At 62.3% G+C, this 25,050-nt stretch carries 20 protein-coding genes and 1 pseudogene; 5 read left to right on the plus strand and 16 right to left on the minus strand.

What is annotated here, in order from left to right; genetic code table 11:
- The gene (locus V8689_RS25070; RefSeq protein WP_044268827.1) at window positions 1–1,440 is read right to left on the minus strand and encodes a cytochrome ubiquinol oxidase subunit I; all 1,440 of its coding nucleotides are present in this window, start codon (window positions 1,438–1,440) and stop codon (window positions 1–3) included.
- 316 nt (window positions 1,441–1,756) lie between these two features.
- Between V8689_RS25070 and V8689_RS25075 the strand changes: the two genes are divergently transcribed.
- Window positions 1,757–2,995, plus strand: a complete 1,239-nt coding sequence (locus V8689_RS25075; RefSeq protein ID WP_056792022.1) for an MFS transporter — start codon at window positions 1,757–1,759, stop codon at window positions 2,993–2,995.
- 136 nt (window positions 2,996–3,131) lie between these two features.
- Here the strand turns inward: V8689_RS25075 and V8689_RS25080 are convergent, their stop codons facing one another.
- From V8689_RS25080 to V8689_RS25095, 4 genes are all read right to left on the minus strand, one after another.
- Window positions 3,132–5,315 carry a xanthine dehydrogenase family protein molybdopterin-binding subunit gene (locus V8689_RS25080; RefSeq protein ID WP_056792020.1) on the minus strand — a complete coding sequence of 728 codons (2,184 nt, stop codon included), beginning with the start codon at window positions 5,313–5,315 and terminating at the stop codon, window positions 3,132–3,134.
- Window positions 5,312–6,301 (minus strand): FAD binding domain-containing protein, encoded by a 990-nt coding sequence (locus tag V8689_RS25085; RefSeq protein WP_056792019.1) that lies wholly within the window; start codon window positions 6,299–6,301, stop codon window positions 5,312–5,314. Before V8689_RS25085 ends, V8689_RS25080 begins: the two co-directional genes overlap by 4 nt.
- On the minus strand, window positions 6,298–6,822 hold the full coding sequence (locus tag V8689_RS25090) for a (2Fe-2S)-binding protein (protein ID WP_032895224.1): 525 nt from the start codon (window positions 6,820–6,822) through the stop codon (window positions 6,298–6,300). Before V8689_RS25090 ends, V8689_RS25085 begins: the two co-directional genes overlap by 4 nt.
- A gap of 96 nt (window positions 6,823–6,918) precedes the next feature.
- Window positions 6,919–7,365: a DUF4879 domain-containing protein gene (locus V8689_RS25095; protein WP_056792080.1), complete on the minus strand. Its 447-nt coding sequence runs from the start codon at window positions 7,363–7,365 to the stop codon at window positions 6,919–6,921.
- Window positions 7,366–7,553: 188 nt separating this feature from the next.
- On the opposite strand from V8689_RS25095, the gene V8689_RS25100 reads away from it, so the two are divergent.
- Both V8689_RS25100 and trmA read left to right on the plus strand, forming a co-directional pair.
- A complete protein-coding gene (locus tag V8689_RS25100; RefSeq protein ID WP_003194342.1) occupies window positions 7,554–8,849 on the plus strand; it encodes an NCS2 family permease in 1,296 nt (431 codons plus the stop codon).
- Window positions 8,846–9,925 carry a tRNA (uridine(54)-C5)-methyltransferase TrmA gene (gene trmA / locus V8689_RS25105; protein WP_056792017.1) on the plus strand — a complete coding sequence of 360 codons (1,080 nt, stop codon included), beginning with the start codon at window positions 8,846–8,848 and terminating at the stop codon, window positions 9,923–9,925. Before V8689_RS25100 ends, trmA begins: the two co-directional genes overlap by 4 nt.
- A 114-nt stretch (window positions 9,926–10,039) precedes the next feature.
- Here trmA and V8689_RS25110 read toward each other — a convergent pair whose 3' ends face one another.
- The 9 genes and pseudogenes from V8689_RS25110 to V8689_RS25150 all read right to left on the minus strand — a co-directional run bounded on the left by V8689_RS25110 (window position 10,040) and on the right by V8689_RS25150 (window position 20,583).
- Window positions 10,040–10,504: a DUF2442 domain-containing protein gene (locus tag V8689_RS25110; protein WP_056792016.1), complete on the minus strand. Its 465-nt coding sequence runs from the start codon at window positions 10,502–10,504 to the stop codon at window positions 10,040–10,042.
- Window positions 10,501–10,743, minus strand: a pseudogene (locus V8689_RS25115) (DUF4160 domain-containing protein); the annotation flags it as partial. The pseudogene V8689_RS25115 and the gene V8689_RS25110, both read right to left, overlap by 4 nt.
- Before the next feature lie 136 nt (window positions 10,744–10,879).
- The gene (locus tag V8689_RS25120; protein WP_056792014.1) at window positions 10,880–12,208 is read right to left on the minus strand and encodes a TolC family outer membrane protein; all 1,329 of its coding nucleotides are present in this window, start codon (window positions 12,206–12,208) and stop codon (window positions 10,880–10,882) included.
- Complete coding sequence (locus V8689_RS25125; protein ID WP_056792013.1) at window positions 12,205–13,527, minus strand: HlyD family type I secretion periplasmic adaptor subunit; 1,323 nt, start codon at window positions 13,525–13,527, stop codon at window positions 12,205–12,207. The genes V8689_RS25120 and V8689_RS25125 overlap by 4 nt, the downstream gene beginning before the upstream one ends.
- Window positions 13,524–15,272 (minus strand): type I secretion system permease/ATPase, encoded by a 1,749-nt coding sequence (locus V8689_RS25130; protein ID WP_056792078.1) that lies wholly within the window; start codon window positions 15,270–15,272, stop codon window positions 13,524–13,526. The genes V8689_RS25125 and V8689_RS25130 overlap by 4 nt, the downstream gene beginning before the upstream one ends.
- Window positions 15,273–15,442: 170 nt before the next feature.
- Window positions 15,443–16,063, minus strand: coding sequence for a heme acquisition protein HasA (locus tag V8689_RS25135; protein ID WP_032895212.1), 621 nt, complete (start codon window positions 16,061–16,063; stop codon window positions 15,443–15,445).
- An 81-nt stretch (window positions 16,064–16,144) separates the two neighbouring features.
- On the minus strand, window positions 16,145–18,799 hold the full coding sequence (locus V8689_RS25140; protein ID WP_056792011.1) for a TonB-dependent receptor: 2,655 nt from the start codon (window positions 18,797–18,799) through the stop codon (window positions 16,145–16,147).
- 200 nt (window positions 18,800–18,999) lie between these two features.
- The gene (locus tag V8689_RS25145; RefSeq protein ID WP_056792009.1) at window positions 19,000–19,998 is read right to left on the minus strand and encodes a FecR family protein; all 999 of its coding nucleotides are present in this window, start codon (window positions 19,996–19,998) and stop codon (window positions 19,000–19,002) included.
- A gap of 63 nt (window positions 19,999–20,061) precedes the next feature.
- Window positions 20,062–20,583, minus strand: a complete 522-nt coding sequence (locus V8689_RS25150; protein ID WP_056792007.1) for an RNA polymerase sigma factor — start codon at window positions 20,581–20,583, stop codon at window positions 20,062–20,064.
- Window positions 20,584–20,789: 206 nt separating this feature from the next.
- Here V8689_RS25150 and aroQ point away from each other — a divergent pair, with 206 nt between their 5' ends.
- Window positions 20,790–21,236 carry a type II 3-dehydroquinate dehydratase gene (gene aroQ / locus V8689_RS25155; protein WP_003194361.1) on the plus strand — a complete coding sequence of 149 codons (447 nt, stop codon included), beginning with the start codon at window positions 20,790–20,792 and terminating at the stop codon, window positions 21,234–21,236.
- Window positions 21,236–22,084, plus strand: a complete 849-nt coding sequence (locus V8689_RS25160) for a shikimate dehydrogenase (protein WP_056792005.1) — start codon at window positions 21,236–21,238, stop codon at window positions 22,082–22,084. Before aroQ ends, V8689_RS25160 begins: the two co-directional genes overlap by 1 nt.
- A 135-nt stretch (window positions 22,085–22,219) precedes the next feature.
- Here V8689_RS25160 and V8689_RS25165 read toward each other — a convergent pair whose 3' ends face one another.
- The gene (locus V8689_RS25165) at window positions 22,220–22,885 is read right to left on the minus strand and encodes a TetR/AcrR family transcriptional regulator (protein WP_032895207.1); all 666 of its coding nucleotides are present in this window, start codon (window positions 22,883–22,885) and stop codon (window positions 22,220–22,222) included.
- A 77-nt stretch (window positions 22,886–22,962) separates the two neighbouring features.
- Window positions 22,963–24,864, minus strand: a complete 1,902-nt coding sequence (gene quiC, locus V8689_RS25170; RefSeq protein ID WP_056792003.1) for a 3-dehydroshikimate dehydratase QuiC — start codon at window positions 24,862–24,864, stop codon at window positions 22,963–22,965.
- Between the last annotated feature and the right edge of the window lie 186 nt (window positions 24,865–25,050).

A 25,050-nucleotide genomic window follows, 5' to 3' on the forward strand; every position in this document is an offset into this window, starting at 1 on the left:
TCAATTCCCCTTGTGCTGGATGTGGTCGTGGTCGTTATCACTGCCATCGTCGGCAGCAGACAACGGACGTGCCGGGGTGCGTTTCTGGCCAGGGCCACCATGGGCCGGCTCGGTACTGTCGTGGGTTACAGGGCCTTTGCGCACCAGGCGCATCATGTAGCCCAGGCCCGCGCCGAACAGCGCGAAGTACACCACCACGAACAACACCAGGGTAATGGTCATCTGCGTCAGGCTATGCCCGGAGGATGCATCCGCCGTGCGCATCAAGCCGTAGACCACCCAGGGCTGGCGACCGATTTCGGTGGTGAACCAACCGGCCAGAATTGCAATCAGGCCAGATGGACCCATCCACAACGCCAGGTACAGGAACGGTTTGGACGTGTACATCTTGTCGCCCCGGCGCAGCCACAGGCTGAACAGACCGGTGAAGATCATCAGGAACCCCAGGCCGACCATGACCCGGAACGACCAGAACACAATGGTCGAGTTGGGACGGTCTTCAGGCGGGAACTCCTTGAGCGCCGGTACCTGCTTGTCCAGGGAGTGAGTCAGGATCAGGCTGCCCAGGTACGGGATCTCGACCGCGTACTTGGTTTTCTCGGCTTTCATGTCCGGCCAGCCGAACAGGATCAACGGCGTGGGCTCGTTGCCGATATTTTCCCAGTGGCCTTCAATCGCGGCGATTTTGGCCGGCTGATGCTTGAGGGTATTGAGGCCATGGAAGTCGCCGATCACCGCCTGGATAGGCGCAACGATCAGCGCCATCCACATCGCCATCGAGAGCATTTTGCGGATCGCCGGGTTGTCCTTGCCGCGCAGCAAATGCCAGGCCGCCGACGAGCCGACGAAGAACGCCGTGGCAACAAAAGCAGCCGTGGCCATGTGCATCAGGCGATAGGGGAACGACGGGTTGAAGATCACTGCCAGCCAGTCGGTCGGTATCACGCGGCCATCGATGATTTCAAAACCCTGCGGCGTCTGCATCCAGCTGTTAGAGGCAAGAATCCAGAACGTGGAGATCAACGTACCCACGGCCACCATCACCGTGGCAAAAAAGTGCAGCTTGCGCCCCACCTTGTTCCAGCCAAACAACATCACGCCCAGGAAACCAGCCTCGAGGAAGAAGGCCGTGAGCACTTCGTACGTCAGCAACGGCCCGGTGACGGAGCCGGCGAAGTCCGAGAAGCGGCTCCAATTGGTGCCAAACTGGTAGGCCATGACCAGGCCCGACACCACACCCATGCCGAAGTTGACGGCAAAGATCTTCGACCAGAAATGGTAGAGGTCACGGTAGGTGTCGTTGTGGGTCTTGAGCCACAAGCCCTCCAGCACCGCAAGGTAACTGGCCAGGCCGATGGTGATCGCCGGGAACAGGATGTGGAATGAGATGGTGAACGCGAATTGAATTCGGGCGAGATCTAGCGCCTCCAAACCGAACATAAGTCTTCCTCTGTCAGGTAATACCGGCTGCTGGCTGGGAGCCTGCACCCACTGCCCCCACGGATATGGAGTGTGGCGAATTTCAATTCGTTTCTTTTATTACCCATCGCGTGGGGAATCTGGCCTTGCGGCCGCCAGAACAATCCCGGGGCAGGTTTTGATCTGGATCAAGCATCGTTGAAAGAGTAGTCCCATTTTTGCTGTAGGACTGTGTGGTCTTTTGCCGCGTGACAGCTTGCCTCAGCTCAGTTCTTGCAACTATTTGTTACAGCTTGATGCTAATCTCGCCATTCTCCCGTTGCCGACCTGATTGCCGATGCCCAGTGAACCTGCGTTGCTGTTACGTCACCACCGCCCTTTCATCGCGTTCTGGCTGGCGCGGATCTTTACCGCCAGCGGCTTCCAGATGCTCACCGTGGCGATCGGCTGGAACCTCTACCAACTGACCGGCAACGTCTTGGACCTGGGCCTGGTCGGCCTGGTGGAGTTCGTGCCGCGCGTGCTGTTCATGCTGCACACCGGGCACGTGGCGGATCGCTATGAACGCCGCCGGGTCGCCGCTATCTGCCAGACCTTGCAGGCGCTGATTGCCTTGTCCCTGGCCATCGGTGGCCTGACCGGCAACGTGACCCGCGAGATGATCTTTATCCTCGCCTTCCTGCTGGGCGCCGCGCGATCGTTTGAAATGCCCACCACCCAGGCGCTCTTGCCCAGCATCGTGCCCAGCGCGCTGTTCCCCCGCGCTGTGGCCGCCTCGCAATCGGCCCAGCAACTGGCGACCATCGTCGCACCGGCCGTGGGCGGTTTGCTTTACGCGTTTGGCAGCGTGTGGGTGTACGGCCCCACCGTGGCGCTGTACCTGATCGCCTGCGTACTGACCCTGAACCTGCCCGCACGCCAGACCCCGCTGAACAAAGCCAAGGCCACCCTGGACTCGCTGCTGGCCGGCATTCGTTTTATTCGCAGCCGCCCGGACATTCTCGGCGCCATCTCCCTGGACCTGTTTGCCGTGCTGCTGGGCGGCGCCACCGCGCTGTTGCCGGTGTTCGCCAAGGACATCCTGCTGACCGGCGCCTGGGGCCTGGGCCTGCTGCGGTCGGCGCCGGCCGTGGGCGCGTTGCTGATGTCGTTATGGCTGGCGCGCTTTTCGGTGGACCGCCAGGTGGGCCGCGTGATGTTCACTGCCGTTGGCGTGTTCGGGGTGGCAACCATCGCCTTCGGCCTGTCGACCTCGTTCTGGTTTTCCCTGGCGGTGCTGGTGGTATTGGGCGCGGCGGACATGATCAGCATGGTGATCCGTGCGTCGTTCGTGCAGTTGGAAACGCCAGATGAAATGCGCGGGCGGGTGAGTGCGGTCAATGGCCTGTTTATCGGTGCGTCCAATCAATTGGGCGAGTTCGAATCCGGGATTACCGCCCACTGGTTTGGGACGGTGCCTGCGGTGGTGATGGGCGGGGTTGGCACGCTGGTGGTGACCGGAGTGTGGATCAAGCTGTTCCCGACTCTGGCCAACCGGGATCGCATGCATGTGCCGGTGGAAGAAGCCAAGTTATAGGCTTCACCGCCATACCCTGTGGGAGCCGGGCTTGCCCGCGATAGCGGTGTATCAGGCAACTTTCTGGTGGCTGATACACCGCTATCGCAGGCAAGCCAGCTCCCACCTTGGAACTTCATTGGTCTGACGGTTTGCGCTACAGCACCTTATCCAAGGTAATCGGAAACTCCCGCACCCGCTTGCCGGTGGCATGGTAAACCGCATTCGCCACCGCCGCCGCCACCCCGACAATGCCGATTTCCCCCACGCCCTTGGAGCCGAGTGCATTGACGATCTCGTCGTGCTCTTGGACAAACAGCACGTCAATCTCGCCGATGTCCGCGTTCACCGGGATGTGGTACTCGGCCAGGCTGTGGTTCATGTAGCGCCCCAGTTCATGATCCACTTGGGTCTCTTCATGCAGCGCCATGCCAATGCCCCACACCACGCCGCCGAGGATCTGGCTGCGGGCCATCTTGGGGTTGACCACGCGTCCGGCGGCAATGGCGCTGACCACACGGCTGACCTTGATGGTGCCCAGGTCTTCGTCGACCCGCACTTCGACGAACACCGCCGAGTGAGTAGCGCTGGCATAACCCTCGCGCTTCTTGTCGGGCTGGCTGTCGACCTGTACCTCCAGGGCTTCTTCACCGCTGTCCTTGACCAATTGCGCCAACGACACGCTCACATCACCGCTGTGTAGTTGGCCATCTTCAAACCGCACCGCTTCGGCGTCCTTGAACACCGGGTAGGTCTGCCGGGCGACCTGGAGCAACTTGGCATTCAGCGCTTCGCACGCTTGCTGCACCGCCGTACCCACCGAGGACACGGTAAACGAGCCGCCCTGCAACGGCGCGGTGGGCAATGACGAATCGCCCAGCACAAAACGCACGTCGTCCATGGCCACCCCACTGACCTGGGCGGCGATCTGGGTCATCACCGTATAAGTGCCGGTGCCAATATCGGTGGTGGCGCTGCTGACGGTGAGCTTGCCGTCCGCATCGAGGCGCGCCTTGGCGCTGGCCTTCATCTGCATGGCCTCCCACACGCCGCCAGCCATGCCCCAGCCGATCAACTGGCGGCCGTCACGCATGCTGCGCGGTTCCGGGTTGCGCTGGCTCCAGCCGAAGCGTTCGGCGCCTTCGCTGTAGCACTCGCGCAGGGCCTTGCTCGACCAGGGTTTGTCTTCGTTCTGGTTACGTTCGGCGTAATTGATCAGGCGCAATTGCACCGGGTCGATGGCCAGGGCGCAGGCCAGCTCGTCCATGGCGCACTCCAGGCCAAGCACACCTAGCGCGGCGCCGGGGGCGCGCATATCCAGCGGGGTAAACACGTCCAACGGCGCCAGCTTGTAGGTCAGTTGCACGTTGTCGCAGTGATAGAGCATGCCGCTCCACTCCACCACGTGCTCGCTGAAATCCTCGAAGCGCGACGTCTGGCCAATCGCGGTATGCCCCAGGGCCAGCAAGCGCCCATTGGCGGCGGCGCCCATCTGCAAACGCTGCAAGGTGCGCGGGCGATAACCGAAGGTGAACATCTGCTGGCGGGTCAGGGTGACGCGCACCGAGCGCTTGAGCGCCATGGCCGCCATCACCGCGAGCGGCAACTGGTATTGCGGGCGCAGGCCCGAACCGAAGGCGCCCCCAACAAAGGCAGCAAAGATGCGCACCTGATGCTTGTCCAAGCCGAAGACTTTTTGCACGTAGGCCTGGCAGTTCTGCGGGCCCTGGGTCTTGTCATGGATATGCAGGGTGCCGTCGGGCTGATACAGCACGGTGCTGGCGTGGGGCTCCATCGGGTTGTGATGCTCGATAGGCGTGCTGTAGTGCAAGTCCAGACTGATCGCGGCACCGGCCCATTCAGCCTCGAAGTTGCCTCGCGGTTTGGGTGGGGTCTGGGGCGACGGGTGCGCCGCCGCTTGCTGGGTGAGCAGGTCGGTTTCGAAGGCTTCAGGCGCGTAGTCGATCTGCACCAGCGAGCCGGCGTGCCGCGCCAGTTCGAGGTTATCGGCGATCACCAGGGCCAGGGGCTGGCCGCTGTAGAGCACGCGGTCGTTATACAGCGGGCGAAAGGGCGAGCCATCGGCCGCATCGGCATCGGCGAACGCCTCATCATAGCTGGCGATGTTCGGCCGATTGAGGTGATGGATCACGTCCACTACACCGGGCAAGGCCAACGCCTTGGACGCATCGATGCGCAGCACCCGGCCTTTGGCGATCGAACTCGACACCACGCTGCCATGCAGCAGGCCGTCCTCGGGAAATTCACCGGCGTAACGCGCTTGGCCGGTGACCTTGAGCAGACCGTCGACGCGGTCCAGGGGTTTGCCGATGGCGCTCATGGCTGTTCTCCTGCGACGGCGGCGTCGCTCAGGGCACGAATGATTGCCCGCCGGGCCAGCTTGACCTTGAAGCCGTTGTGTTCCAACGGCTCGGCGTCTTGCAGCAGGGCGTCGGCGGCGGCGCTGAAGGTTTCGCGGCTGACCGTGCGGCCTATCAGCAAGGCTTCCACTGCGCGGTCACGCCAGGGTTTATGCGCCACACCGCCCAAGGCCAGGCGGGCGTCGATGATTTCATCGCCGTCCAGTTCCAAGGCGGCGGCCACCGACACCAGGGCGAAGGCATAGGAGGCACGGTCGCGGATCTTCAGGTAATGGCTGTGGCGGGCCAGGTGATCGGCGGGCAGTTCAATGGCAGTGATCAGCTCATCGTCGGCCAATTGGTTGTCGCGTTGCGGCGCATCGCCTGGTAAGCGGTGGAAGTCAGCGAACTCGATCACCCGCGCGCCGCCACGGCCTTCCACATGCACCCGCGCCTGGAGTGCCGCCAGGGCCACGCACATGTCCGAAGGATGGGTGGCCACGCACTGTTCACTGGCGCCGAGGATCGCATGGATACGGTTCAAACCGTTGCGCGCCGGGCAGCCGCTGCCGGGCTGGCGCTTGTTGCACGGCACCGCGGCATCGTAGAAGTAATAGCAACGGGTGCGCTGCAACAGGTTGCCGCCGGTACTGGCCATGTTGCGCAACTGCGGCGACGCCCCGGCGAGGATGGCCTGGGACAGCAACGGGTAACGCTGCTCGATCAGCGGGTGCCAGGCCAGGTCGGCGTTGCTCACCAGCGCACCGATACGCAGGCCACCCTCGGCGGTCTCTTGAATGTCATGCAGCGGCAAGCCGGTGATGTCGATCAGGTGCTCGGGATGGCTGATGTTTTCCTTCATCAGGTCCAGCAGGTTGGTGCCACCGGCGATAAAGCGCGAGGCGGCGCTGCTCATCTGCACGGCCTGCTGCACATCGGTCGGCCTGCTGTAGTGGAAGGGGTTCATGACTCACCTCCCTGGCGACGGCAGGCCGGCAGCGCGTCTTCGATGGCATCGCGGATATTGTTGTAGGCACCGCAGCGGCACAGGTTGCCGCTCATCAACTCCTGGATCTGCGCACGGTCGTGGGCGCGGCCTTCATTGGCCAGGCCCACGGCAGAACAGATCTGGCCGGGGGTGCAATAGCCGCATTGGAACGCGTCGTGCTGGATAAAGGCCTGTTGCATGGGGTGCAGTTGGTCACCGTCGGCCAGGCCTTCGATGGTGGTCAACTCGGCGCCGTCGCACATCACGGCCAGGGTCAGGCAGGCATTCACGCGTTTGCCGTCTCGCAACACGGTGCAGGCGCCGCACTGGCCGTGGTCGCAGCCTTTTTTGCTGCCCACCAGGTCCAACTGTTCGCGCAGCAAGTCCAGCAAGGTGGTCCAGGGCAACACGTTCAGTTGGCGAGCCTGGCCGTTGAGTGTCAGGCGTATCGGGTGGGCGACGAACGGCTGGGCCGCCGCGCCATTGGGGGTCGCGCTCATAAACACCTCACGGGTTGGTGTACGTCCGCGGCGTTCAGGAAAATCGCCGTCTTAGGGGTACGACTTCCCGGGGTTTTGAGCGTTCAAGATGATTGATCAGCGGATATTGAGCTGGGCTTTCAGGGTGTTTTGCGGTGGGTTGATCGAGGTATTGGTGAATTCGAACCAGCCCTGGGCCTGGACGTTCAGGTCGAACACATAGATGTAGCCCATCAAGGTGCCCACGCCGTTGCACGCCTCACTGATGTTGCCGACCTGGCACACCGCGGTGCGTTGCCCATTCAACTCTGCGCCGTTGAAGCGGCCCATGGGGCTGTTGCCCAGGCCGACTTCCATCACCGAGACCTTGGTGGGCCCACGGTGCTCGCACATCTGGGTGGTGTTGACCCGTTCCTGGATCGCTTCGCTGCACTTGGCTGATTCCACCTTGAACACCCGCACCTCGCTCAAGGCCGGTGCAGTCGCGCCCCATGCCGGTGCCGCGCCCAGCCACAGGCTGATACTGGCGATCAGAGCTAGACTCCACGGGTTGGCTTTTTTCATGCTGTCGATGACCGGCTGTTGAACGTCGGCGCAGTATGCCTCAAGCCCATGCGCCACACAGCCTCGGCTGCTGGTATGATGCGCCGCTTTTTCCGATCCTCTCTGAATCCACAAGCGCTTGGCGCAGTTTGTGCTTTGACTTAGAGGTCAACAAATCACGACGCACACTAGCGTCACAGGGAGCCGGCATGCTGGAAAAGCTGTTTCAACTCAAAGCCCACAATACGAATGTGCGCACCGAGATTCTCGCGGGGATCACCACCTTCCTGGCCATGGCCTACATCCTGTTCGTGAACCCGAGCATCCTCGGCGAGACCGGCATGGACAAGGGCGCGGTGTTTGTCGCCACCTGCCTGGCGGCGGCCATTGGTTCGACCGTGATGGGCCTGATCGCCAACTACCCGATTGCCCTGGCACCGGGCATGGGCCTCAACGCCTTCTTCACCTACACCGTGGTTCTGCACATGGGCCACACCTGGCAGGTGGCGCTGGGCGCGGTGTTCATTTCGGCGGTGCTGTTTTTCCTGCTGTCGATCTTCCGCATTCGTGAGTGGATCATCAACGCCATCCCCCTGCCGCTGCGCTCGGCGATTGCCGCTGGCATCGGCCTGTTCCTGGCGCTGATCGCCCTGCATAACGCCGGTATCGTGGTGAGCAACCCGGCCACCATGGTGGGCCTGGGCGACCTGAAACAACCGGCACCGATCCTGGCCACCCTGGGTTTCGTGCTGATCGTCGCGCTGGAAGCCCTGGCCGTACGCGGCGCGGTGCTGATCGGCATCCTGGCGGTGACCGTCGCCTCCATCGTCCTGGGCTTCACGCCGTTCATCGGCGTGACCTCGGTACCGCCGTCTCTGGCCCCGACCTTCCTGCAGTTGGATATCAAGGGCGCGCTGGACATCGGCCTGGTCAGCGTGATCTTCGCCTTCCTGTTCGTTGACCTGTTCGACAACTCCGGCACCCTGATCGGCGTCGCCAAGCGCGCCGGCCTGATGGGCAAGGACGGCCACATGCCGAAAATGGGCCGTGCGCTGATTGCCGACAGTACCGCTGCCATGGCCGGTTCCCTGCTGGGTACCTCGACCACCACCAGCTACATCGAATCGGCCGCAGGCGTGAGCGCCGGTGGCCGTACTGGCTTGACCGCCATCGTGGTCGCGATCCTGTTTTTGCTGGCGTTGTTCTTCTCGCCACTGGCCGCCAGCGTACCGGCCTATGCCACCGCGCCAGCCTTGCTGTTTGTGGCGGTGTTGATGAGCCAAGGCCTGGCCGAAATCGACTGGGACGACATTACGGTGGCAGCGCCGGTGGTGATCACCGCCCTGGCGATGCCCTTCACTTACTCCATTGCCAACGGCATCGCCTTCGGTTTCATCGCCTGGACCGCCATCAAGCTGCTTTCGGGCCGCTACCGTGAGCTGAACCCGGCGCTGGTGATCCTGTCGATCCTGTTTGTGATCAAGCTGGGCTGGTTCAACGCATGACTTTTGACGCCGCAAGCTACACCGCTCAACTGCAAGACAAGGTCACGCGCCTGCGTGACCTGCTGGCACCGTTCGACGCACCCGAGCCGCAGGTCTTTGACTCGCCGCTGCAGCACTTTCGCCTGCGTGCGGAGTTCCGCCTGTGGCGCGAAGGCGGCGAGCGCCACTACGCGATGTTCTCCCAGGAGGACAAGCGCACGCCGATCCTCATCGAAGAATTCCCCATCGCCAGCCAGCGCATCAACCAGTTGATGCCGCAACTCAAGGCCGCCTGGCAAGCCAGCGCTGCCCTGAGCCACAAGCTGTTCCAGGTGGAGTTCCTCACCACCCTGGCCGGCGACGCGATGATCACCCTGTGTTATCACCGCCCGCTGGATGAGCACTGGCACGCCGCCGCAAACAAACTGGCCGCTGAGCTGAATGTGAGCATCATCGGCCGCTCCAAGGGCAAGCGCGATGTGATCGGCCATGACTACGTGGTGGAAAAACTCGACGTCGGTGGCCGCACCTTCAGCTACCGCCAACCCGAAGGCGCGTTCACCCAGCCCAACGGCACGGTGAACCAGAAGATGCTCAACTGGGCCTATGAAGCCCTGGGCGACCGCCCGGACGATTTGCTGGAGCTGTATTGCGGCAACGGCAACTTCACCCTGCCGCTGGCGACCCGCGTGCGCAAGGTGCTGGCCACCGAGATCAGCAAGACCTCGGTGAATGCGGCCCTGAGCAACCTGGATGAGAATGGCGTGGATAACGTCACCCTGGTGCGCCTCTCTGCCGAAGAACTTACCCAAGCCCTGAATGAAGTGCGCCCATTCCGCCGCCTGCACGGCATCGACTTGAAAAGCTACGAGTTCGGTAGCGTCTTCGTCGACCCGCCCCGCGCCGGCATGGACCCGGACACTTGCGAGCTGACCCGGCGCTTCGACAACATCCTGTACATCTCCTGCAACCCGGAGACGCTGGCGGCGAACATCGCGCAACTGCATGACACGCACCGGATCACCCAGTGTGCAATGTTTGACCAGTTCCCGTGGACGCACCATATGGAATCGGGTGTGTTGCTGACCCGCCGATAAACCTGCAGGGTAGGCGCGAGCTTGCTCGCGAAAAACGTCAACGATAACGCGTGCTTCCTGGATGAACGCGGTGCCTGTGGGTTTTGCGCGAGCAAGCTCGCTCCTACCGTTTATTCAAGTGTCTGTTGTCTCTGGGGGCTGCGGGACTTCCTTGCGTGGCCGCCCACCCTTCTTGCCATTGGCCCGGGCCGCTGCGGTTTTGGCCGCGCTGCTTTTGCGGCCATTGCGCGATGCCACCAGGCTGGTTGCCAGGTCCATCAGCGGCTTGCTTGTAGCAATCAGGCCAGTGATGGAAACATCCAGGTCCTGCGCCTCACAGCTAATCGCCTTGCCACCGAACGTCACTTCCAACTGCTGGAAATCCTCCGCTGAAAACCCTTCGAACTCCGGCAGGCCAGCCACCGGCAACACGACGCGGCTGCCATCGCTGAAGCCAATGGAGAGGCAGTCGTCTTCATACCGTACGTTGCTGGCGTTGGCGTACAGGCGTTTCAACTTGCGCCCACGGGCGATTGCCTTGTCAACGTCGGCTTCAGTGAGAGGTACATAAGGTGTGACTTTGGCTTTTATGATTTTCATAAATTAATCCCCACGCAATCTGGCGCTCTTACCAGATTCAAAATTGTCCGTTGCGCTACGACGTCGTGCCTGGCGCTCGCGATGACGTAGACACCTTGTCGAATGACCAACCCCGGGACCAACTCGCCAGCGTCCCAATTCCAGGAATGATTCTCCAGGCAAACCGTCTGCAGTTTTTCCCACCAAATCCTGCGTGCCCGTGCCAAGTAGTGCCGCTGCATGATCGCCCCGCGTATCTCATCGCAACCCATCCGTTAGGTTATTTTCCGCCAGGTAACAATTTCCCTCTCCCACCCGACAACCGGCTCCTATTCCCGAAGCTGTTTCACAGATTAGTCACCACAAAAAACCCGGCGAATGCCGGGTTGTAACCACTCATGCCGAGGGTTGGAAATACCCGGCCAGTGCCCGCAAGTCCTGCTCGCTCAGCAACCCCGCGTAATACTTCAACTGAATGCGCGCGAGCAGGTAGGCATGCCGGGCATTGGCCAGGTCACGCCGGGCGGTGAACAGTTGTTGTTCGGCGTCGAGAACGTCGAGGTTGACCCGCTCGCCGCCACTGACGCTTTTCTGGGTGGCGGTGACCAGTGCCGTGGCGGACCTGACTGCCATTTCATAGGCCCGCACCTTGGCCGCGCCGCTGGTGTTGAGGTTGAATTGCTTGCGCAACTCCACCAACGTGGCAGCGGTTTGCGCGTCCAGTTCGTATTGGGCCTGGGACAGTTGGTTGGCTGCCTGACGGGTGGAAGCCGAGACCGAGCCACCGGCAAACAGTGGCAGGCTGACCTGGATGCCGACGCTGTTGGTGTCGTACTTCTGGTTGTAGCTGCTTTCTGAATCGGAACGGGTCTTGCGGCTGGTCGCGTACAGGCTGACCTTAGGCAAGTGCCCGGCGCGCTTGCGCTCCACTTCATAAGAAGCCACATCGAGCGCGTGGTGCTGGGACTTGAGTTCAGGGTTGTTGGCCATGGCCAGTTCACGCCAGGTTTCGAATCGGTTGGGCTCAAGCGGAGCGATCTCGAATGGGCGCGCCAGGGGCGCCAGTTCTTCGATTTGCAGCGGCTGGCCGACAATAGCTTCCAACTCACGTAAAGCACTGTCCTGGGCATCCACGGCTTCGATCTCTTCGGCCTGGGCCAGGCTCAGTCGCGCCTGGGTTTCGAGCACATCGGTACGCGTGCCTTCACCGCCTTTGAGCAGGCGGGCATTGAGTTGCAGGCGCTCGGCAAATGCCCGTTTCTGGGCACGGCTCAGCTCAATGCGCTCTTGTGCCAGCAATGCCTGGCTGTAGGCGCCCAGCACCCGCACGGCCAGCTCCTGGCTCTTGCCGCGAAAACGCTCATCGGCCATCAACGCCTGGGCGGTGCCTTGGCGAAAACGCGCATAGGCTTCGTAATCGAGCAGAGGTTGCTGCAAGGTCAGGGCCGAGGCGTAGCTGCGGTAATTGCGGTCGCTGGTGACGTTACCCAGCGCCGTGCTCTGGGTGACTTCGGACTCATTACGCGAGTTGTTGTAGCTCCATGACAGGTTCGGCAGCAGCGCCGCCCGACCGATCACGCGGTTTTCTTGCCCGGCCTCCCGCTCCTGAATCGCCGCTTGAAAGGTTGGATCGTTGCGCAGCGCCAAGTCATACACATCCAACAACCCCAGGGCGTGCGCCGCCGGTGTACAGCTTAAACAGAGGGTGAACAACAACGCCTTCATTCTTCCACCAGGGCCATATGGGTGCGATCCAGCAAGGGTTTGAACAGGTAGTTGAGCATCGAGCGCTCGCCGGTCTTGACGAAGGTTTCCACCGGCATGCCCGGGCGGATCTGCACGCCGCCCAGTTGCTGCATGCCCGCCGCGCTGACCTGGGCCCGTAGCGTGTAATACGGCTCATCGGTGCGCTCATCCACCTGGCGATCGGCCGAGACCAAGGTGACTTCGCCCGCCACCCGTGGCGTAGTGGACTGGTTGAACGCCGAGAACATCAATTCAACCGGCAAACCCGGGTGCACCTTGTCGATCATCTGCACCGGCACCCGTGCCTCCACCAGCAGTGGCTCGCCCTCGGGCACGATATCCATCAGCACCTGGCCGGGTTGAATCACCCCGCCTTCGGTGTACACCTGCAACCCCACCACCACGCCAGACGCCGGTGCACGGACCAGGCTGTTGGCCAGTTCGAATTCGGCAGAGGCCAGGCGATTGCGCAAGTCGTCGCTGCGGGTGCGGGTCTCGGCCAACTGGCTGCGCAGGTCTTTCTGAAAATCTTCACCCAACTGACGGATGCGCAAACGCAGCTCCAGCACTTGGCGCTGCAACTGGCCGATACGCCCGACATCCTCGGCAATAGCGCCGTCGATTTGCGCATGCAGACGCTCGCTGTCGAGCAGGCGATTGCGCGGGATGTAGCCGTCGCGCGCCAACTCGCGCAGCCCCTGAAGTTGCTCATTCAACGCCGCGCGCTGCAAAACCTTGCTTGCCTGGGAGGCCCGCGTGCCGCGCAACTGCGCTTCAAAGCCGGCGATAGTTTCACGCAGGCCCGCCTGTTCGGTAGCCAGTGCCTGGGCACGACTGTTGAATAGCTGGCGTTGCAGGCTCAGGGTATTCGCGGCGTCGGGATCGGCCAGCAGCTCGGGGCTGAACACAATGGTCTGCAAGCCTTCACTCTCGGCACTCAAGCGCGCTTCGCTGGCCAGCGACGCCAGGTATTGACTGCGCAGTGACTGCATCTGCCCGCGCAACGGGGTTTGCTTCAACCGCAACAACACCTGGCCCGCGCTGACCCGGTCCCCGTCACGCACCTGGATACGCTCGACGATCCCGCCCGAAGGGTGTTGCACCGTCTTGCGATGCCCCGACACCATGACCTTGCCCGGCACCGCCACGCCCTTGTCCAGCGGAGCCAATGCCGCCCAGCCGAGGAACCCGGCAAAGCCGCCGAGCACCAGCCACCAACCCAGGCGCGAGTATTTTTTGTCATCCAGCGCCAGCACGTTAGACGGGTCACTGACCAAAATGGGCTTGCTCTGGCTCATGCGGGTTTTCCTGCACCGAGGCGGTAGCTCATGCTCATGGTCGAGACCGGTTTGTTTGCCGCAGTTTTTTGCCGCGCCTCCAGCACTCGCGCCGTGGGGCCGAAGGCCTGCATCTGGCCGTCCTTGAGGATCAGCAACTGGTCGGTGAGGCTCAGCACGTTGGGTTTGTGGGTAATCAGGATCAAGGTGCGGCGCTGCTGCTTGAGCTGGGTGATGGCCTGCAGCAACGCCTGTTCGCCCACTTCGTCGAGGTTGGCGTTCGGTTCGTCCAGCACGATCAGTGCCGGTAACCCGTACAGCGCACGCGCCAGGGCCACCCGTTGCTTTTGCCCGCCGGACAAGCCCGCGCCGCCCTCCCCCAGTTGCGTGTCGTAGCCCTGGGGCAGTTGCAGAATCAATTCATGCACGCCGGCCATTTGCGCGGCGGCGAGGACGGTGTCGGCCTCCACCGCTTCAAAACGCGCGATGTTCTGCGCGATGCTGCCGGCGAATAACTGGATGTCCTGGGGCAGGTAACCGATATGCGGGCCGAGTTGTTGCTTGTCCCACAGGGCCAGGTCGGCGCCATCAAGGCGCACCTTGCCGGCCAAGGGTGCCCAGGCCCCCACCAGCACCCGGGCCAGGGTGGACTTGCCGCACCCCGACGGGCCGATAACACCCAGTACATCCCCGGCCGGCAGGCTGAAACCCAGGTTAGCCAGGGCAGGCCGGCGGCTGCCAGGGGCGCACGCGCTGATCTGCTCCACGCTCACCTGGCCCTTGGGCACGGGCAGGCTCATGCGCACCGGCCGCGCCGGGTTGTCCTGCAGCATCAGCGACAAGCGCTCATAGGCCAGGCGCGCCGAACCCCATTGTTTCCACACGCCGATCAACTGGTCGATGGGACTGAGCACACGCCCCATCAGGATCGAGCCCGCAATCATCATCCCCGGCGTTATGTCGCCGTTGACCGCCAACCAGGCGCCCAGGCCCAGCACCAATGATTGCAGGGCCAGGCGCACGCCCTTGGACCACGCGGTGACCACCGCGGTCTTTTCACTCGCCAGGTTTTGCTGCACCAGAAACGCCTGGTGCTGGCTGAACCAACGCCCGCGCAAGGTGGCGAGCATGCCCATGGCTTCAATGGTGTCGGCATTGCGCAGGTTGGCCGTGGCCTGCTGGCTGGCGCTGATCGACAGTTGGCTGGCCAGGGCCATCGGCGCCTGGCTGACATGATGATTAGCCCAGGCCAATGCGATCAGCAGCAACGCCCCACCCAATGCCAGCAAGCCCAGCCAGGGGTGGAACAGGAAGATCACCAGCAGGTACACCGGAAACCACGGCGCATCGAAAAAGGCGAACAAGGCCTGGCCGGTGGCGAACTGGCGCAAGGTGGTCAGGTCGTGCAGGGCCTGGCCCGCCGCCTGGGTACCACCCTTGAGTTGGGCTTCATAGGCGGCGTCGAATACACGCTGGTTCAAGCGCATGTCCATCTGCGTGCCGAGGCGAATCACCACCTGGCTGCGCACCCACTCCAGCGCGCCCATCAAGCCGAAGAGGCCGAGGATCATCAGCGTCAGCATCAGCAGGGTCATCTGGTTGCCCGAGGCCAATACGCGGTCGTACACCTGCAACATGTACAGCGCCGGGGCCAGCATCAGCAGGTTGATCACCGCCGAGAACAGGCCAATGTTGAAGAAGGCGCTTTTATAGGCGGTGAGTGCAGCCAACATCTCATTCGCGCGCTTGGCACCGGGCCGAGTCATGAAGGGCATCCCATTGAAGAGTCAAGCAAGGGCCCGCCCGGTGCGTTGACAGCACCTGTGGCGCGCCCACAGAATTTGCAGCCGCCGCCGCCCTGGCCTGCAAAAACTCGGGCGGCGACGGTGTTTGAGCAAGGCCGATGAAAGAGCGATCTTTCATCGGCTTTTTTGCATCAGGCGGCCAGGGCGAAGTCGTGCGGCGCGTCCTGAATGCCCACCAGGCCCACATCGGCAGCCGCAAACGCAGCCGGCTCCTGATGCGCCACACCGGCAGCGGCCAGTTGATCGAAGGTGGAGTTGACCGACAGGCTAGGGTCGATGCCTTTGAGCAGGGTGTCGATGGCCGAGGCCAGCGCCGAACTGTCGCCGCTCATCAGGCCGTACACGACTTTGTGCACCTGACCATCGCGGCCTTCGGACTGCAGGCTCGACAGGCCCAGGTTGGTGAAGCTGACTTCCTGGTTGGCGATGGTGTAGCCACCGCTGCTCGCGCCGCCGGCCAGGGTATCGCCCAGGGTCAGGCCGTCGAGCGAACCCCACAGCGTGTGGGTCGGCGGATTGAACAGGGTGTAATGCAGGCTGCCTTCAGCCACCACCGCCGCATCGCTGACGCTGCTTGTCACGCCATATTGGGTGCCGTCGAACGGCCCCGGGTTGAAACCACCGGTGTTCACACCCTCTTTCACCGAACCTTCACGGTGGTTGAGATCACCAAAGTAAGCCGACCAGTCGTTCAGGTATTGGGCGACGGTGCTGGCGGCGTAGGTCGTGCTGTATGAAATAGAAATGCTCATGCAAAACTCCAAGTCATTGGGTGGTCACTCCCCAGCAAGCCGGTGCCTGCTGTGGTTTTGCCCGTCACTGGGCAAAAGCGGTCAGAACTGATATTCAACGGTGCCCTGCACGGTGCGCCCACGGCCCAGGGTGAAGGCCAGCACATCCCCGAGAGGCACCAGGTAGGCGCGGTCGGTGACGTTCTCCATGGCCAGGCGCAGGGTCAATTGGTCGGTGGCGCGGTAGCTGCCATACAGGTCGTAGACGGTGTAGGGCTTCCAGTCAGCGGGGTAGACGCCGGTTTGCGAGGTGGTCACCCCGGCGGCGCCCTTGACGTAGTAGCCGGCGCTGTAGCGGGCACGCACACCCACGTCCAGCTTGCGCTCAAAGAACCGCGCCCCCAGCGTGGCGGTGCCGCGGTCCATGGGCATGTGTTCGGAGGAGCCGAGGATCGCGCTACAACCCACGCTGGCATTGGCTGCGTCGTCCGGCACCATCGCGTCCACCGGGGCACGGTTACCCGGGCGTTTCTGGGTCTTGGTCACGCCGCCCAGCCACGCGGTTTTGCTGCAGAACTTATTGCTGCCAAGCATGCGCGTGTAGTTGAACTGGCCGTAGGCAAAACCGGCGTCGTAATCGAGTTGGTATTCAAGCCCCCGAAAACGCGTGGTCTCCAGGTTGTTCACATAGGCCGCACTGCCGATATTGACGTTGCCATAACCCGGCGGCTGCACGCCCAGGGCCATATAGGAAAAGTCATCGACCCGGGTGTTGAAGTAGGACACCTTCATGCCCACGCGATCATCGGAAAACAGCAGGTCTTCCTTGAGCACATTGAAGCCGGCTTCCCACGCCGTGGACCGCTCCGGCTTCAGGTAAGGGTTGGGGAAAATCGACTCCGAACCGCCGCCGTGGGGCCGGCCGCTGACCATGGTTTCGGTCACTGCCGGCGGGCGCCAGCCCTTGCCATAGGTGGCGAAGAGTTGCAGCCAATCCACACCCGGCTTGACCGACAAGCCAAACGTCGGCGAAAAACGGCCCTCCTCGCGATCCACGTCATAAGTGGTGGGCACACTGATCTGGCGAGTGGTGCCGATGATGAAGGTACGGGTGTTCAAGCCGGTATCGCCGCGCAGCCGATAACGGTCATAACGCAAGCCGGCGTTGAGGTTCAGCCAACCGTCGTAGTCGAAATCCAGGCGCCCGAACAGGCTGCCCATGGCGCGATCACCTTTGGGCGTGATGCTTTCCGCCGCCGAGGCCGTCAGCGCCGAGCCTGCCTCTACCCTCTGGTTGGAGTCCGGCCGGACCTTGTCGTAGAAAAACTCCACCCCATAATTGGCCTTGAGGGTGGCCAGATCCGTAAGGGCAAAGGTCGAGAGGTTCTGCGCCTGCGCGCCGTAGGTATTGGTTTGATAGGTGACGTCGTAAGCCTTGCTGATACCCCGGGCCAGGGTGGATTGGTCGTTGCGGGTATCGACATGGTAGAGCTTGGCCTTGAAGTCGATCAGCGGGTTGTCTGGCGCATAGCTGTAATCGAGCGCGAAGTTCTGCGCCTTGACGTTGCTGCTGCCGAGCTTTTCCCATAACTGGGGCTTTTCGGCGGTCATCATATTGACGTCGTCGTAGTCGACTTCGGTGACCAGGTAGCTCAGTTGCAGGCGCTGCTCAACCGGAAGATTGAGCCCCAGCTTGAGCAAGCGTGAACGCATCACCGAGCCCGAATAGGCAACGGTGGTGTTCTTGATCCGCTCCTCACTGGCCGGCATGTACGCAGCGCCGCTACGCAGCTCGCCAATGCTGCCCCGGGTGCCGGGGTTGTAATCACCGAGGTGACGCTCGCTGGCGGCCACCAGCATGTCCCACACATCGGTGCCCACGGCAAACGCCGAACTGCCGATAAAGTGCGTGCCGTTGCTGCGCCCACCCAGCCCCGAGGTGAGCCGAATGCGCCCGCCGATTTGCTTGCCATCCTTGAGCAGGTCAGCGGCCTCCAGAGTGCGGAAATTGGCCACCCCGCCAATCACCCCCGCACCGCCCTGGGTGGAGGTCGCGCCCTTTTCAATCACGACCTCGGACAGCAACTCCGGGTCGACATACAACGTGCCATTGCGTTGCTGGTGACCACTTTGCTGGTAATTCTGGCGCATGCCATCGACCGACATATTGACCCGGCCATAGTCCTGGATACCGCGGATATTCACCGACAACCCAGGGTCTTGCTGGCTGACAGCGGAGTAGACGCCCGGCGCCTCTTCCAGCATCTCGGCGGCATGACGCGGCGGGTTGCGATCCAGCTGTTCGCGCCCCACGACACTCACCGCGCGCGGAGTTGAATACACCCAATCCTGCGGGTGCAGGCCGGTGACCGTGGTGGTGGCCAAGGCCAGGGCACCGGCTTGTTGCTCGACCCGGGTGAGGGTGACCTGGCGATCCCCGGTAAAGCGGTACTCCACCGGGGCGGCGCCGAGCAAGCGGCCCAGGCCTTCCTGCACGTCAAAGCGACCCTTGAGCGCGGTGCTGCTCAGCCCGTGCAAGCGCTGGCTGTCGAACAACACTTGCAGGCCGGCCTGGTCAGCGAACGCCAGCACCGCACTGCCGAGGGATTGCGCAGGGATATCGAACGTCAGCACGGCGGACTGAGCCGTGGCAGCTGGAGGCTGCGCATAGGCCGGTACGGCCACGGTGAACAACCCCAGGTGAATGGCCAGGGCTAAGCGGCTGCCGGTGATACGCCCCTTGGTGAGTGCTGACATTGGTGGTGATCCCTGCGCTGAGCATTTTTTGTTTATGCGAATACTTCTCACCTAGCAAGACGTGCGAGGCGCGGGAAGTCAGTAATATTTTTTGCAGGAGCGAGCTTGCTCGCGAAGAACGTCAACGAAAACGCGGTGCCCTGGGTATTTTCGCGAGCGAGCTCGCGCCTACAGGGGCATCGGTTTTTAACGGGGGAAGGTCAGTAGATCAGGCTGAGGCCAGCCAGCTCCACGCGTTGCACTTGAAGCTCTTGGGTCAGGATGGCCAGGGCGCTGTCGAGCATGTCCAGGCGGAAGACGCCGCTGACTTCGCGCTCGCCCAGGTCCGCGTTAGCCAACACCACACGCCCGGGGCGGTAACGGTTGAGTTGCTCGATGACCTTGGCCAGCGGCTGCCGGTCGAAGATCAACACACCACGGTGCCAACTGGTGGCGCGATCCACATCAAACTGATCCAGGCTGACCACCCCGTCCTGGGGGCTGTAGCGCGCAGCCTGGCCCTGTTGCAGGACCTGCTCGGCAGGGCCGTTTCTGGGTGAAGCCGGCACTGACACTTCGACGCTGTGCTGCAGCACGCCCACCCAAGCCTGGCTCTCGCTCTCACGTTCGACCACAAACCGTGTGCCCAGCGCCCGGGTCTGGCCGCCGGCACTGTGCACCACGAACGGTCGGGTTTCTTCGCCGGCCATCGGCGCCACCTGAAAAATCGCCGAGCCCTGGAGCAGGCTGACGCCGCGCTGTACGCCGTCGTACTCCAGGCGAATGGCGCTGTCGCAATCAAGCGACACCACGCTACCATCGGCCAGGTGCACCGTGCGCACTTCGCCTTTGTGGGTGACGTAGTCGGCCTGCAGGCGCAGCAAGGCATCCGGCCCGCGTACCCAGCCGATGCCCGCCGCCACCAGCACCAGCGCCACGGCGGCCACACGTTGCCACGGCCGTCGGCGTTTGGCGCGGCGCAAGGGTGTAGCGGCCGCGCGCGGGCGCTGTCCGTGTACAGTCTCGTCCTTGTGCACCTCGCCCAGCGCCGCCCAGGTCTGCTCGGCAAACCGCAGGGCCGCTTCGTGGCGGCTGTCGCGGGCGATCCACTGGCGCAGTTCGGCTTGTTCCTGTTCGCTCAAGGCACCGGCGTGCAGACGCACCGCCCACTCGGCGGCCGCCTCGGTAATGCTGTGCTGTTGCGGTCCCTGGCTATTCACGTGTGAATCTCGAATTCTCGTTATATAGACGCTGTGACGTCTGGCCTGGCGTATTTCGGTAATTCATTCGTCGGATGGCGTCACCTCGCCTTCCTGCAAGCGCTGCATCACGTACGCCAAGGCCTTGGCCAGATGCTTTTGCACGCTGCTGTCGCTGATGTCCAGATGCCGGGCGACCTGAGCGTGGGTCATGCCTTCGATACGGTTCAAGCGGAAAATCTGCTGGGTGCGCGCCGGCAATTCCGAAAGCGCCTGCTTCAATGTCTGCCGCTGTTGCTGCGCCATTGCCTGAGCCTCCAACCCGGCCACGTCATCTTCAATCTCGGCCAGCGCCTCGTGGGGCACGGTGTCGGTCTTGCGCCGTGCTTCCTGGCGAATATGGTCGATCAGCAGATTGCTCGCCGTTCGATAGAGATAGCCCTGGGAGTTGTCGATACGCTCACCGGCCGGTTTTTCTGCCAGGCGCAGGAAGCTCTCCTGCACCAGGTCTGCGGCCAATTGCGGGTCCCGTACTCTGCGGGCCAGATACCCGCGCAGCGTATCAGCATGCTTGAGAAACAGGCCCTTGAGATCCACGTCCGACAAACCGACTCCCTGGAATGTTAAGGAAACAGGCGGGCATCTTAAGCGTTGTCGAGAATGGTTTTCAATTGATATCTAATCCGATTGAGCCTAGCGTTTGCCTTGATTAAACGTTCGATCACCGAACAGATCCGCTGCCATCCATTGACCAAATTAACCAACCAGTACATTTTGACTCCACAACCAATAAGAACTGTGGAGAAGCCTCTATGCCGCCCATCGTGCTGGTGCTCAACGGCCCCAACCTCAACCTGCTCGGCACCCGCGAGCCTGCCACTTATGGTCATGAAACCCTGGCCGACATTGCTGCCCTGTGTGGGCGCAGCGCCGACAAACTCGGGCTGACCATCGAGTTTCGCCAGACCAACCACGAGGGCGAATTGCTCGACTGGATCCACGCCGCCCGCAACCGCTGCGCCGGTATCGTGATCAACCCGGCGGCCTGGACCCACACCTCGGTCGCGATCCGCGATGCCCTGGTAGCCAGTGAAGTGCCGGTGATCGAAGTGCATTTATCTAACGTGCACGCCCGTGAAGCCTTTCGTCATCACTCGTTTGTGTCACCGATCGCCAAGGCCGTGCTGGCCGGGTTTGGCAGCCATGGCTACCACCTGGCCCTGGAACATTTCAGCCATACGCTGAAGGGACGCACCTGATGAAACCACGCATTCTCGCCGGCCTGATCGGCGCCGGCATCCAGGCCTCACGCACCCCGGCACTGCACGAACAGGAGGGCGACGCCCAGGGCTTGCGCTACCTGTATCGCCTGATCGACCTGGAGCCGCTGCACCTGGACATCAACGCCCTGCCAGAATTACTGCGGGCCGCCGAACTGATGCACTTCACCGGTTTAAACATTACCTACCCGTGCAAGCAGGCGATCCTGCCGCTGCTCGATGAGCTCTCCGATGAGGCCCGGGGCATTGGCGCGGTCAATACCGTGGTGTTAAAGGATGGCAAGCGCATCGGCCATAACACCGACTGCCTGGGATTCGCCGAAGGCTTTCGGCGCAATTTGCACAACGTACCGCGCCAACGCGTGGTGCAGATGGGCGCTGGTGGCGCGGGCGCGGCGGTGGCCCATGCACTGTTGGCAGAAGGTGTGGAGCAGTTGAGCATCTTCGATGTCGACCGCACCCGCGCCCAGGACCTTGTGGATAACCTTGCCCGGCAGTTCGGTGCCGGTAGCGCTCAAGTCGGCAGCCACCTGGAAAACGCCATGGCCGAAGCCGATGGCCTGGTGAACACCACGCCGATGGGCATGGCCAAGTTGCCCGGCACGCCGGTGCCAGCCGCGTTATTGCGGGCCGAATTGTGGGTAGCGGAGATCGTGTACTTCCCGTTGGAAACCCAACTGCTACGCGATGCCCGCGCCTTGGGTTGCCGTACGTTGGATGGCGGCAATATGGCGGTGTTTCAGGCGGTGAAGGCGTTTGAGTTGTTCAGCGGGGAAGTGGCGGATGCAGACAGGATGCTGGCGCATTTCCAGAGCATGAATATCTAGGGATGCAACCCCATCATGATCGTTCCCACGCTCTGCGTGGAAACGCCTCCCGTGACGCTCCGCGTCACGACTTTGACAGCAGACGCAGAGCGTCCATGTCGGCATTCCCACGCAGAGCGTGGGAACGATCAGCTCTCAGGCTTGCAGATAGCGCAGCACCGACTCGCAAATCATCTCCCGATGGCGCTGCTTGATCGCCTCATCCGACAGCTCGATCTGGAAAATCTCGCTGAAGGTGTGCCGGTTGGACACCCGATAAAAGCTGAACGAGTTGATCAGCAAGTGCACATCCAGCGGCTCCAGCCCTTCGCGAAACAGCCCCAACTCAGCCCCGCGGCGCAAGGTCTCCCCCAGCCCTTCCAGGATTTTGCTGTTCATCGCCTTGATGGTCTCGGTGCGCTTGACGTACTCGGCGTTGTGGATATTTTCGATGCTGACGATGCGCACGAAATCCACGTTCTGGTCGTGGTGATCGAAGGTGAACTCCACCAACCGGCGAATCGCCTCACGCGGCTCCAGCGCGGTGAGGTTCATGCGCGTTTCGGTGTTGCGGATATCGCCGTAGAGCTTCTCCAGCACCTCGACGTATAGCTGCTCCTTGCTGCCGAAGTAGTAATAGATCATGCGCTTGGAGGTATGGATGCGCTCGGCGATGGCGTCCACGCGTGCGCCGGCCAGGCCCTGCTGAACAAACTCGACAATGGCTTCTTGCAGAATATTTTCGCGGGTCTTTTCCGGATTGTTCTTGCGACTCTTGCGCGGTGCGTCTGACACAGCGCAGAGGTCAGGGGTCAGGGTCATGGTGCGCTCACGGCGATTGCTTGGGCAGGCCCGATTATGGGCCGAGGCGCTCCCCGAAGGAAGCACCCACCCTGCCCTTATAAACGGGCCTGACGCACCGCCCCGCTGCGTGACTTGGCCATCGCCGCCAGACGCACCGCCACGTTGGCCGCGCCGTAGCCGGCATAGCCGTGCTTGCGCTGGATGATCTCGAAGAAAAACCGCCCTTCGAACGGCTCGGTGTAGACATGAAACAGCTCACCGCCTTGGGCGTCGCGGTCGTACAGCACGTTGTAGTACGCCAGCTCGCTGAGGAACTCATCGTCAAAATCGAAGCGCGCCGCAAGGTCGTCGTAGTAGTTGAGCGGGATGTCCAACAGCGGCACACCGGCTTCTTTGGCCCGGCGTACCTCGGCGAAAATATCCGCGCAATCGAAGGCAATGTGGTGCACGCCCGAACCGCGATAGCTGGAGAGCGCGTGGGAAATCGCGGTGTTGCGGTTTTCGGAGATATTCAGCGGCAGGCGGATCGAGCTGCAGCGGCTGCGCAATGCACGGCTTTTCACCAGGCCGTAAGGGTCGGGCAGCACCACTTCATCGTCGGCTTCGAAATCCAGCAGGCTTTTGTAGAACAGCACCCAACTGTCGAGGCTGTCGGCCGGCAAGGCCATGGCCATGTGGTCGATGCGCAACAAGCCGCCGCTGGCGGGTGTAGCCGCCTGCAGGTTGAAATCGGTGTCGTACAAGCCGCCTTCGCTGGGGTCTACCAGGTAAATCAGGCTGCCGTCCGGCGCCCGCACGGCGGCCAATTCCAGCTCGTTGGGGCCGACTAGGCCGCGATAAGGCTGGCCTTTGTAGGCCACCGCCCGCTCCAGGGCCTTGGCACTGTCCTTGACCCGCACCGCCGTGGCGCACAACGACGGGCCATGGGCCTCGAAAAAGTTATGGGCAAAGGAATAGGGTTCGCAGTTGAGGATCAGGTTGATATCGCCCTGGCGCAACAGGCTCACATTCTTCGAGCGATGCTGGCCGGCCTTGGCGAAACCCAGGCGTTCCAGCCAATTGCTCAGCTTGGCGCCGAGGCTTTCATCCACGGCAAATTCCAGGAACTCGATACCGTCGTACTCGCTGGCCGCCGGGGTTTCAAACAGGATGTCCACCGGCGCAGCGGGGGCTTCCTGCGCCAGGCGCTGGCGGGTTTTTTCTTCCAGGTACAGCAACGAGCGCAAGCCATCCGCCGCATTCGCGCGGGTGGGCGCGGCGCGAAAGCCATCGTTGAAAATTTCCAGGGACAAGGGCCCGCTGTAGCCGCTTTTGATGATTGGCGCGAGAAAGCCCGCCAAGTCAAATTCACCCTGGCCTGGGAAGCAACGGAAATGCCGGCTCCACTCCAGCACATCCATGGCCAGGATCGGCGCGTCGGCCATTTGCACGAAGAAAATCTTGTCGCCGGGGATCTGGGCGATGGCACTCGGGTCGCCCTTGAGCGACAAGGTGTGGAAGCTGTCGAGCAACACACCCAGGCTTGGGTGGTCGACCTGGCGCACCAGGTTCCACACCTGCTGCCAGGTGTTCACATGCTTGCCCCACGCCAGGGCTTCATAGCCGATGCGCAGGCCGCGCTTGCCCGCGTGTTCGGCCAGCAGGCTCAGGTCATCGAGCAGAATACGTTCGTCGCCCACGCTGTCGGCCGAGGCGTTACTGCACACCAGCACCAGATCGGTGCCCAGTTCCTGCATCAAATCGAATTTGCGCTCGGCACGTTCCAGGTTGCGCGCCAGGCGATCACGGCGGCAGCCTTCGAAGTCGCGAAACGGCTGGAACAGGGTGATGGCGATGCCCAGGTCGGCGCACATCTGCCTGACTTCCCGCGGGCTGCCGTCGTAATACAACAAGTCGTTCTCAAAGATCTCCACCCCATCAAACCCGGCGGCGGCAATGGCTTCGAGTTTTTCCGGCAGGGTGCCGCTCAAGGACACAGTGGCAATAGAACGTTGCATGGAAGACTCCCGGCAATTGTTGTTTGTGGCAAATTATTCGCCCCCAGCCTACAGGCAGCAATTAAAATGTACGAACCGGTTAGTTTTTGGTGCGATTATCGAACACTAAGCCCCTTTGGCGAATTGACGACTTTTTAACCACTGCGCACCATCGACCGGGCAATTCGTTCACGTAACAAAGACCCA

It is taken from the genome of Pseudomonas sp. AK181, assembly GCF_051122975.1.
GTDB classification, from domain to species: Bacteria; Pseudomonadota; Gammaproteobacteria; order Pseudomonadales; family Pseudomonadaceae; genus Aquipseudomonas; species Aquipseudomonas lactis.

Excerpts from the sequence above, each read along its gene's own strand:
- V8689_RS25080 (WP_056792020.1), bottom strand. The coding sequence starts at position 5,315 with ATGAGCGCCATCGGCAAACCCCTGGACCGCGTCGACGGTCTGCTCAAG.
- V8689_RS25095 (WP_056792080.1), bottom strand. The coding sequence starts at position 7,365 with ATGAAAAAAGCCAACCCGTGGAGTCTAGCTCTGATCGCCAGTATCAGC.
- V8689_RS25135 (WP_032895212.1), bottom strand. The coding sequence starts at position 16,063 with ATGAGCATTTCTATTTCATACAGCACGACCTACGCCGCCAGCACCGTC.
- V8689_RS25125 (WP_056792013.1), bottom strand. The coding sequence starts at position 13,527 with ATGAGCCAGAGCAAGCCCATTTTGGTCAGTGACCCGTCTAACGTGCTG.
- V8689_RS25100 (WP_003194342.1), top strand. The coding sequence starts at position 7,554 with ATGCTGGAAAAGCTGTTTCAACTCAAAGCCCACAATACGAATGTGCGC.
- V8689_RS25090 (WP_032895224.1), bottom strand. The coding sequence starts at position 6,822 with ATGAGCGCGACCCCCAATGGCGCGGCGGCCCAGCCGTTCGTCGCCCAC.
- quiC (WP_056792003.1), bottom strand. The coding sequence starts at position 24,864 with ATGCAACGTTCTATTGCCACTGTGTCCTTGAGCGGCACCCTGCCGGAA.
- V8689_RS25140 (WP_056792011.1), bottom strand. The coding sequence starts at position 18,799 with ATGTCAGCACTCACCAAGGGGCGTATCACCGGCAGCCGCTTAGCCCTG.
- aroQ (WP_003194361.1), top strand. The coding sequence starts at position 20,790 with ATGCCGCCCATCGTGCTGGTGCTCAACGGCCCCAACCTCAACCTGCTC.
- V8689_RS25120 (WP_056792014.1), bottom strand. The coding sequence starts at position 12,208 with ATGAAGGCGTTGTTGTTCACCCTCTGTTTAAGCTGTACACCGGCGGCG.
- V8689_RS25160 (WP_056792005.1), top strand. The coding sequence starts at position 21,236 with ATGAAACCACGCATTCTCGCCGGCCTGATCGGCGCCGGCATCCAGGCC.
- trmA (WP_056792017.1), top strand. The coding sequence starts at position 8,846 with ATGACTTTTGACGCCGCAAGCTACACCGCTCAACTGCAAGACAAGGTC.
- V8689_RS25070 (WP_044268827.1), bottom strand. The coding sequence starts at position 1,440 with ATGTTCGGTTTGGAGGCGCTAGATCTCGCCCGAATTCAATTCGCGTTC.
- V8689_RS25130 (WP_056792078.1), bottom strand. The coding sequence starts at position 15,272 with ATGACTCGGCCCGGTGCCAAGCGCGCGAATGAGATGTTGGCTGCACTC.
- V8689_RS25075 (WP_056792022.1), top strand. The coding sequence starts at position 1,757 with ATGCCCAGTGAACCTGCGTTGCTGTTACGTCACCACCGCCCTTTCATC.
- V8689_RS25165 (WP_032895207.1), bottom strand. The coding sequence starts at position 22,885 with ATGACCCTGACCCCTGACCTCTGCGCTGTGTCAGACGCACCGCGCAAG.
- V8689_RS25085 (WP_056792019.1), bottom strand. The coding sequence starts at position 6,301 with ATGAACCCCTTCCACTACAGCAGGCCGACCGATGTGCAGCAGGCCGTG.
- V8689_RS25110 (WP_056792016.1), bottom strand. The coding sequence starts at position 10,504 with ATGAAAATCATAAAAGCCAAAGTCACACCTTATGTACCTCTCACTGAA.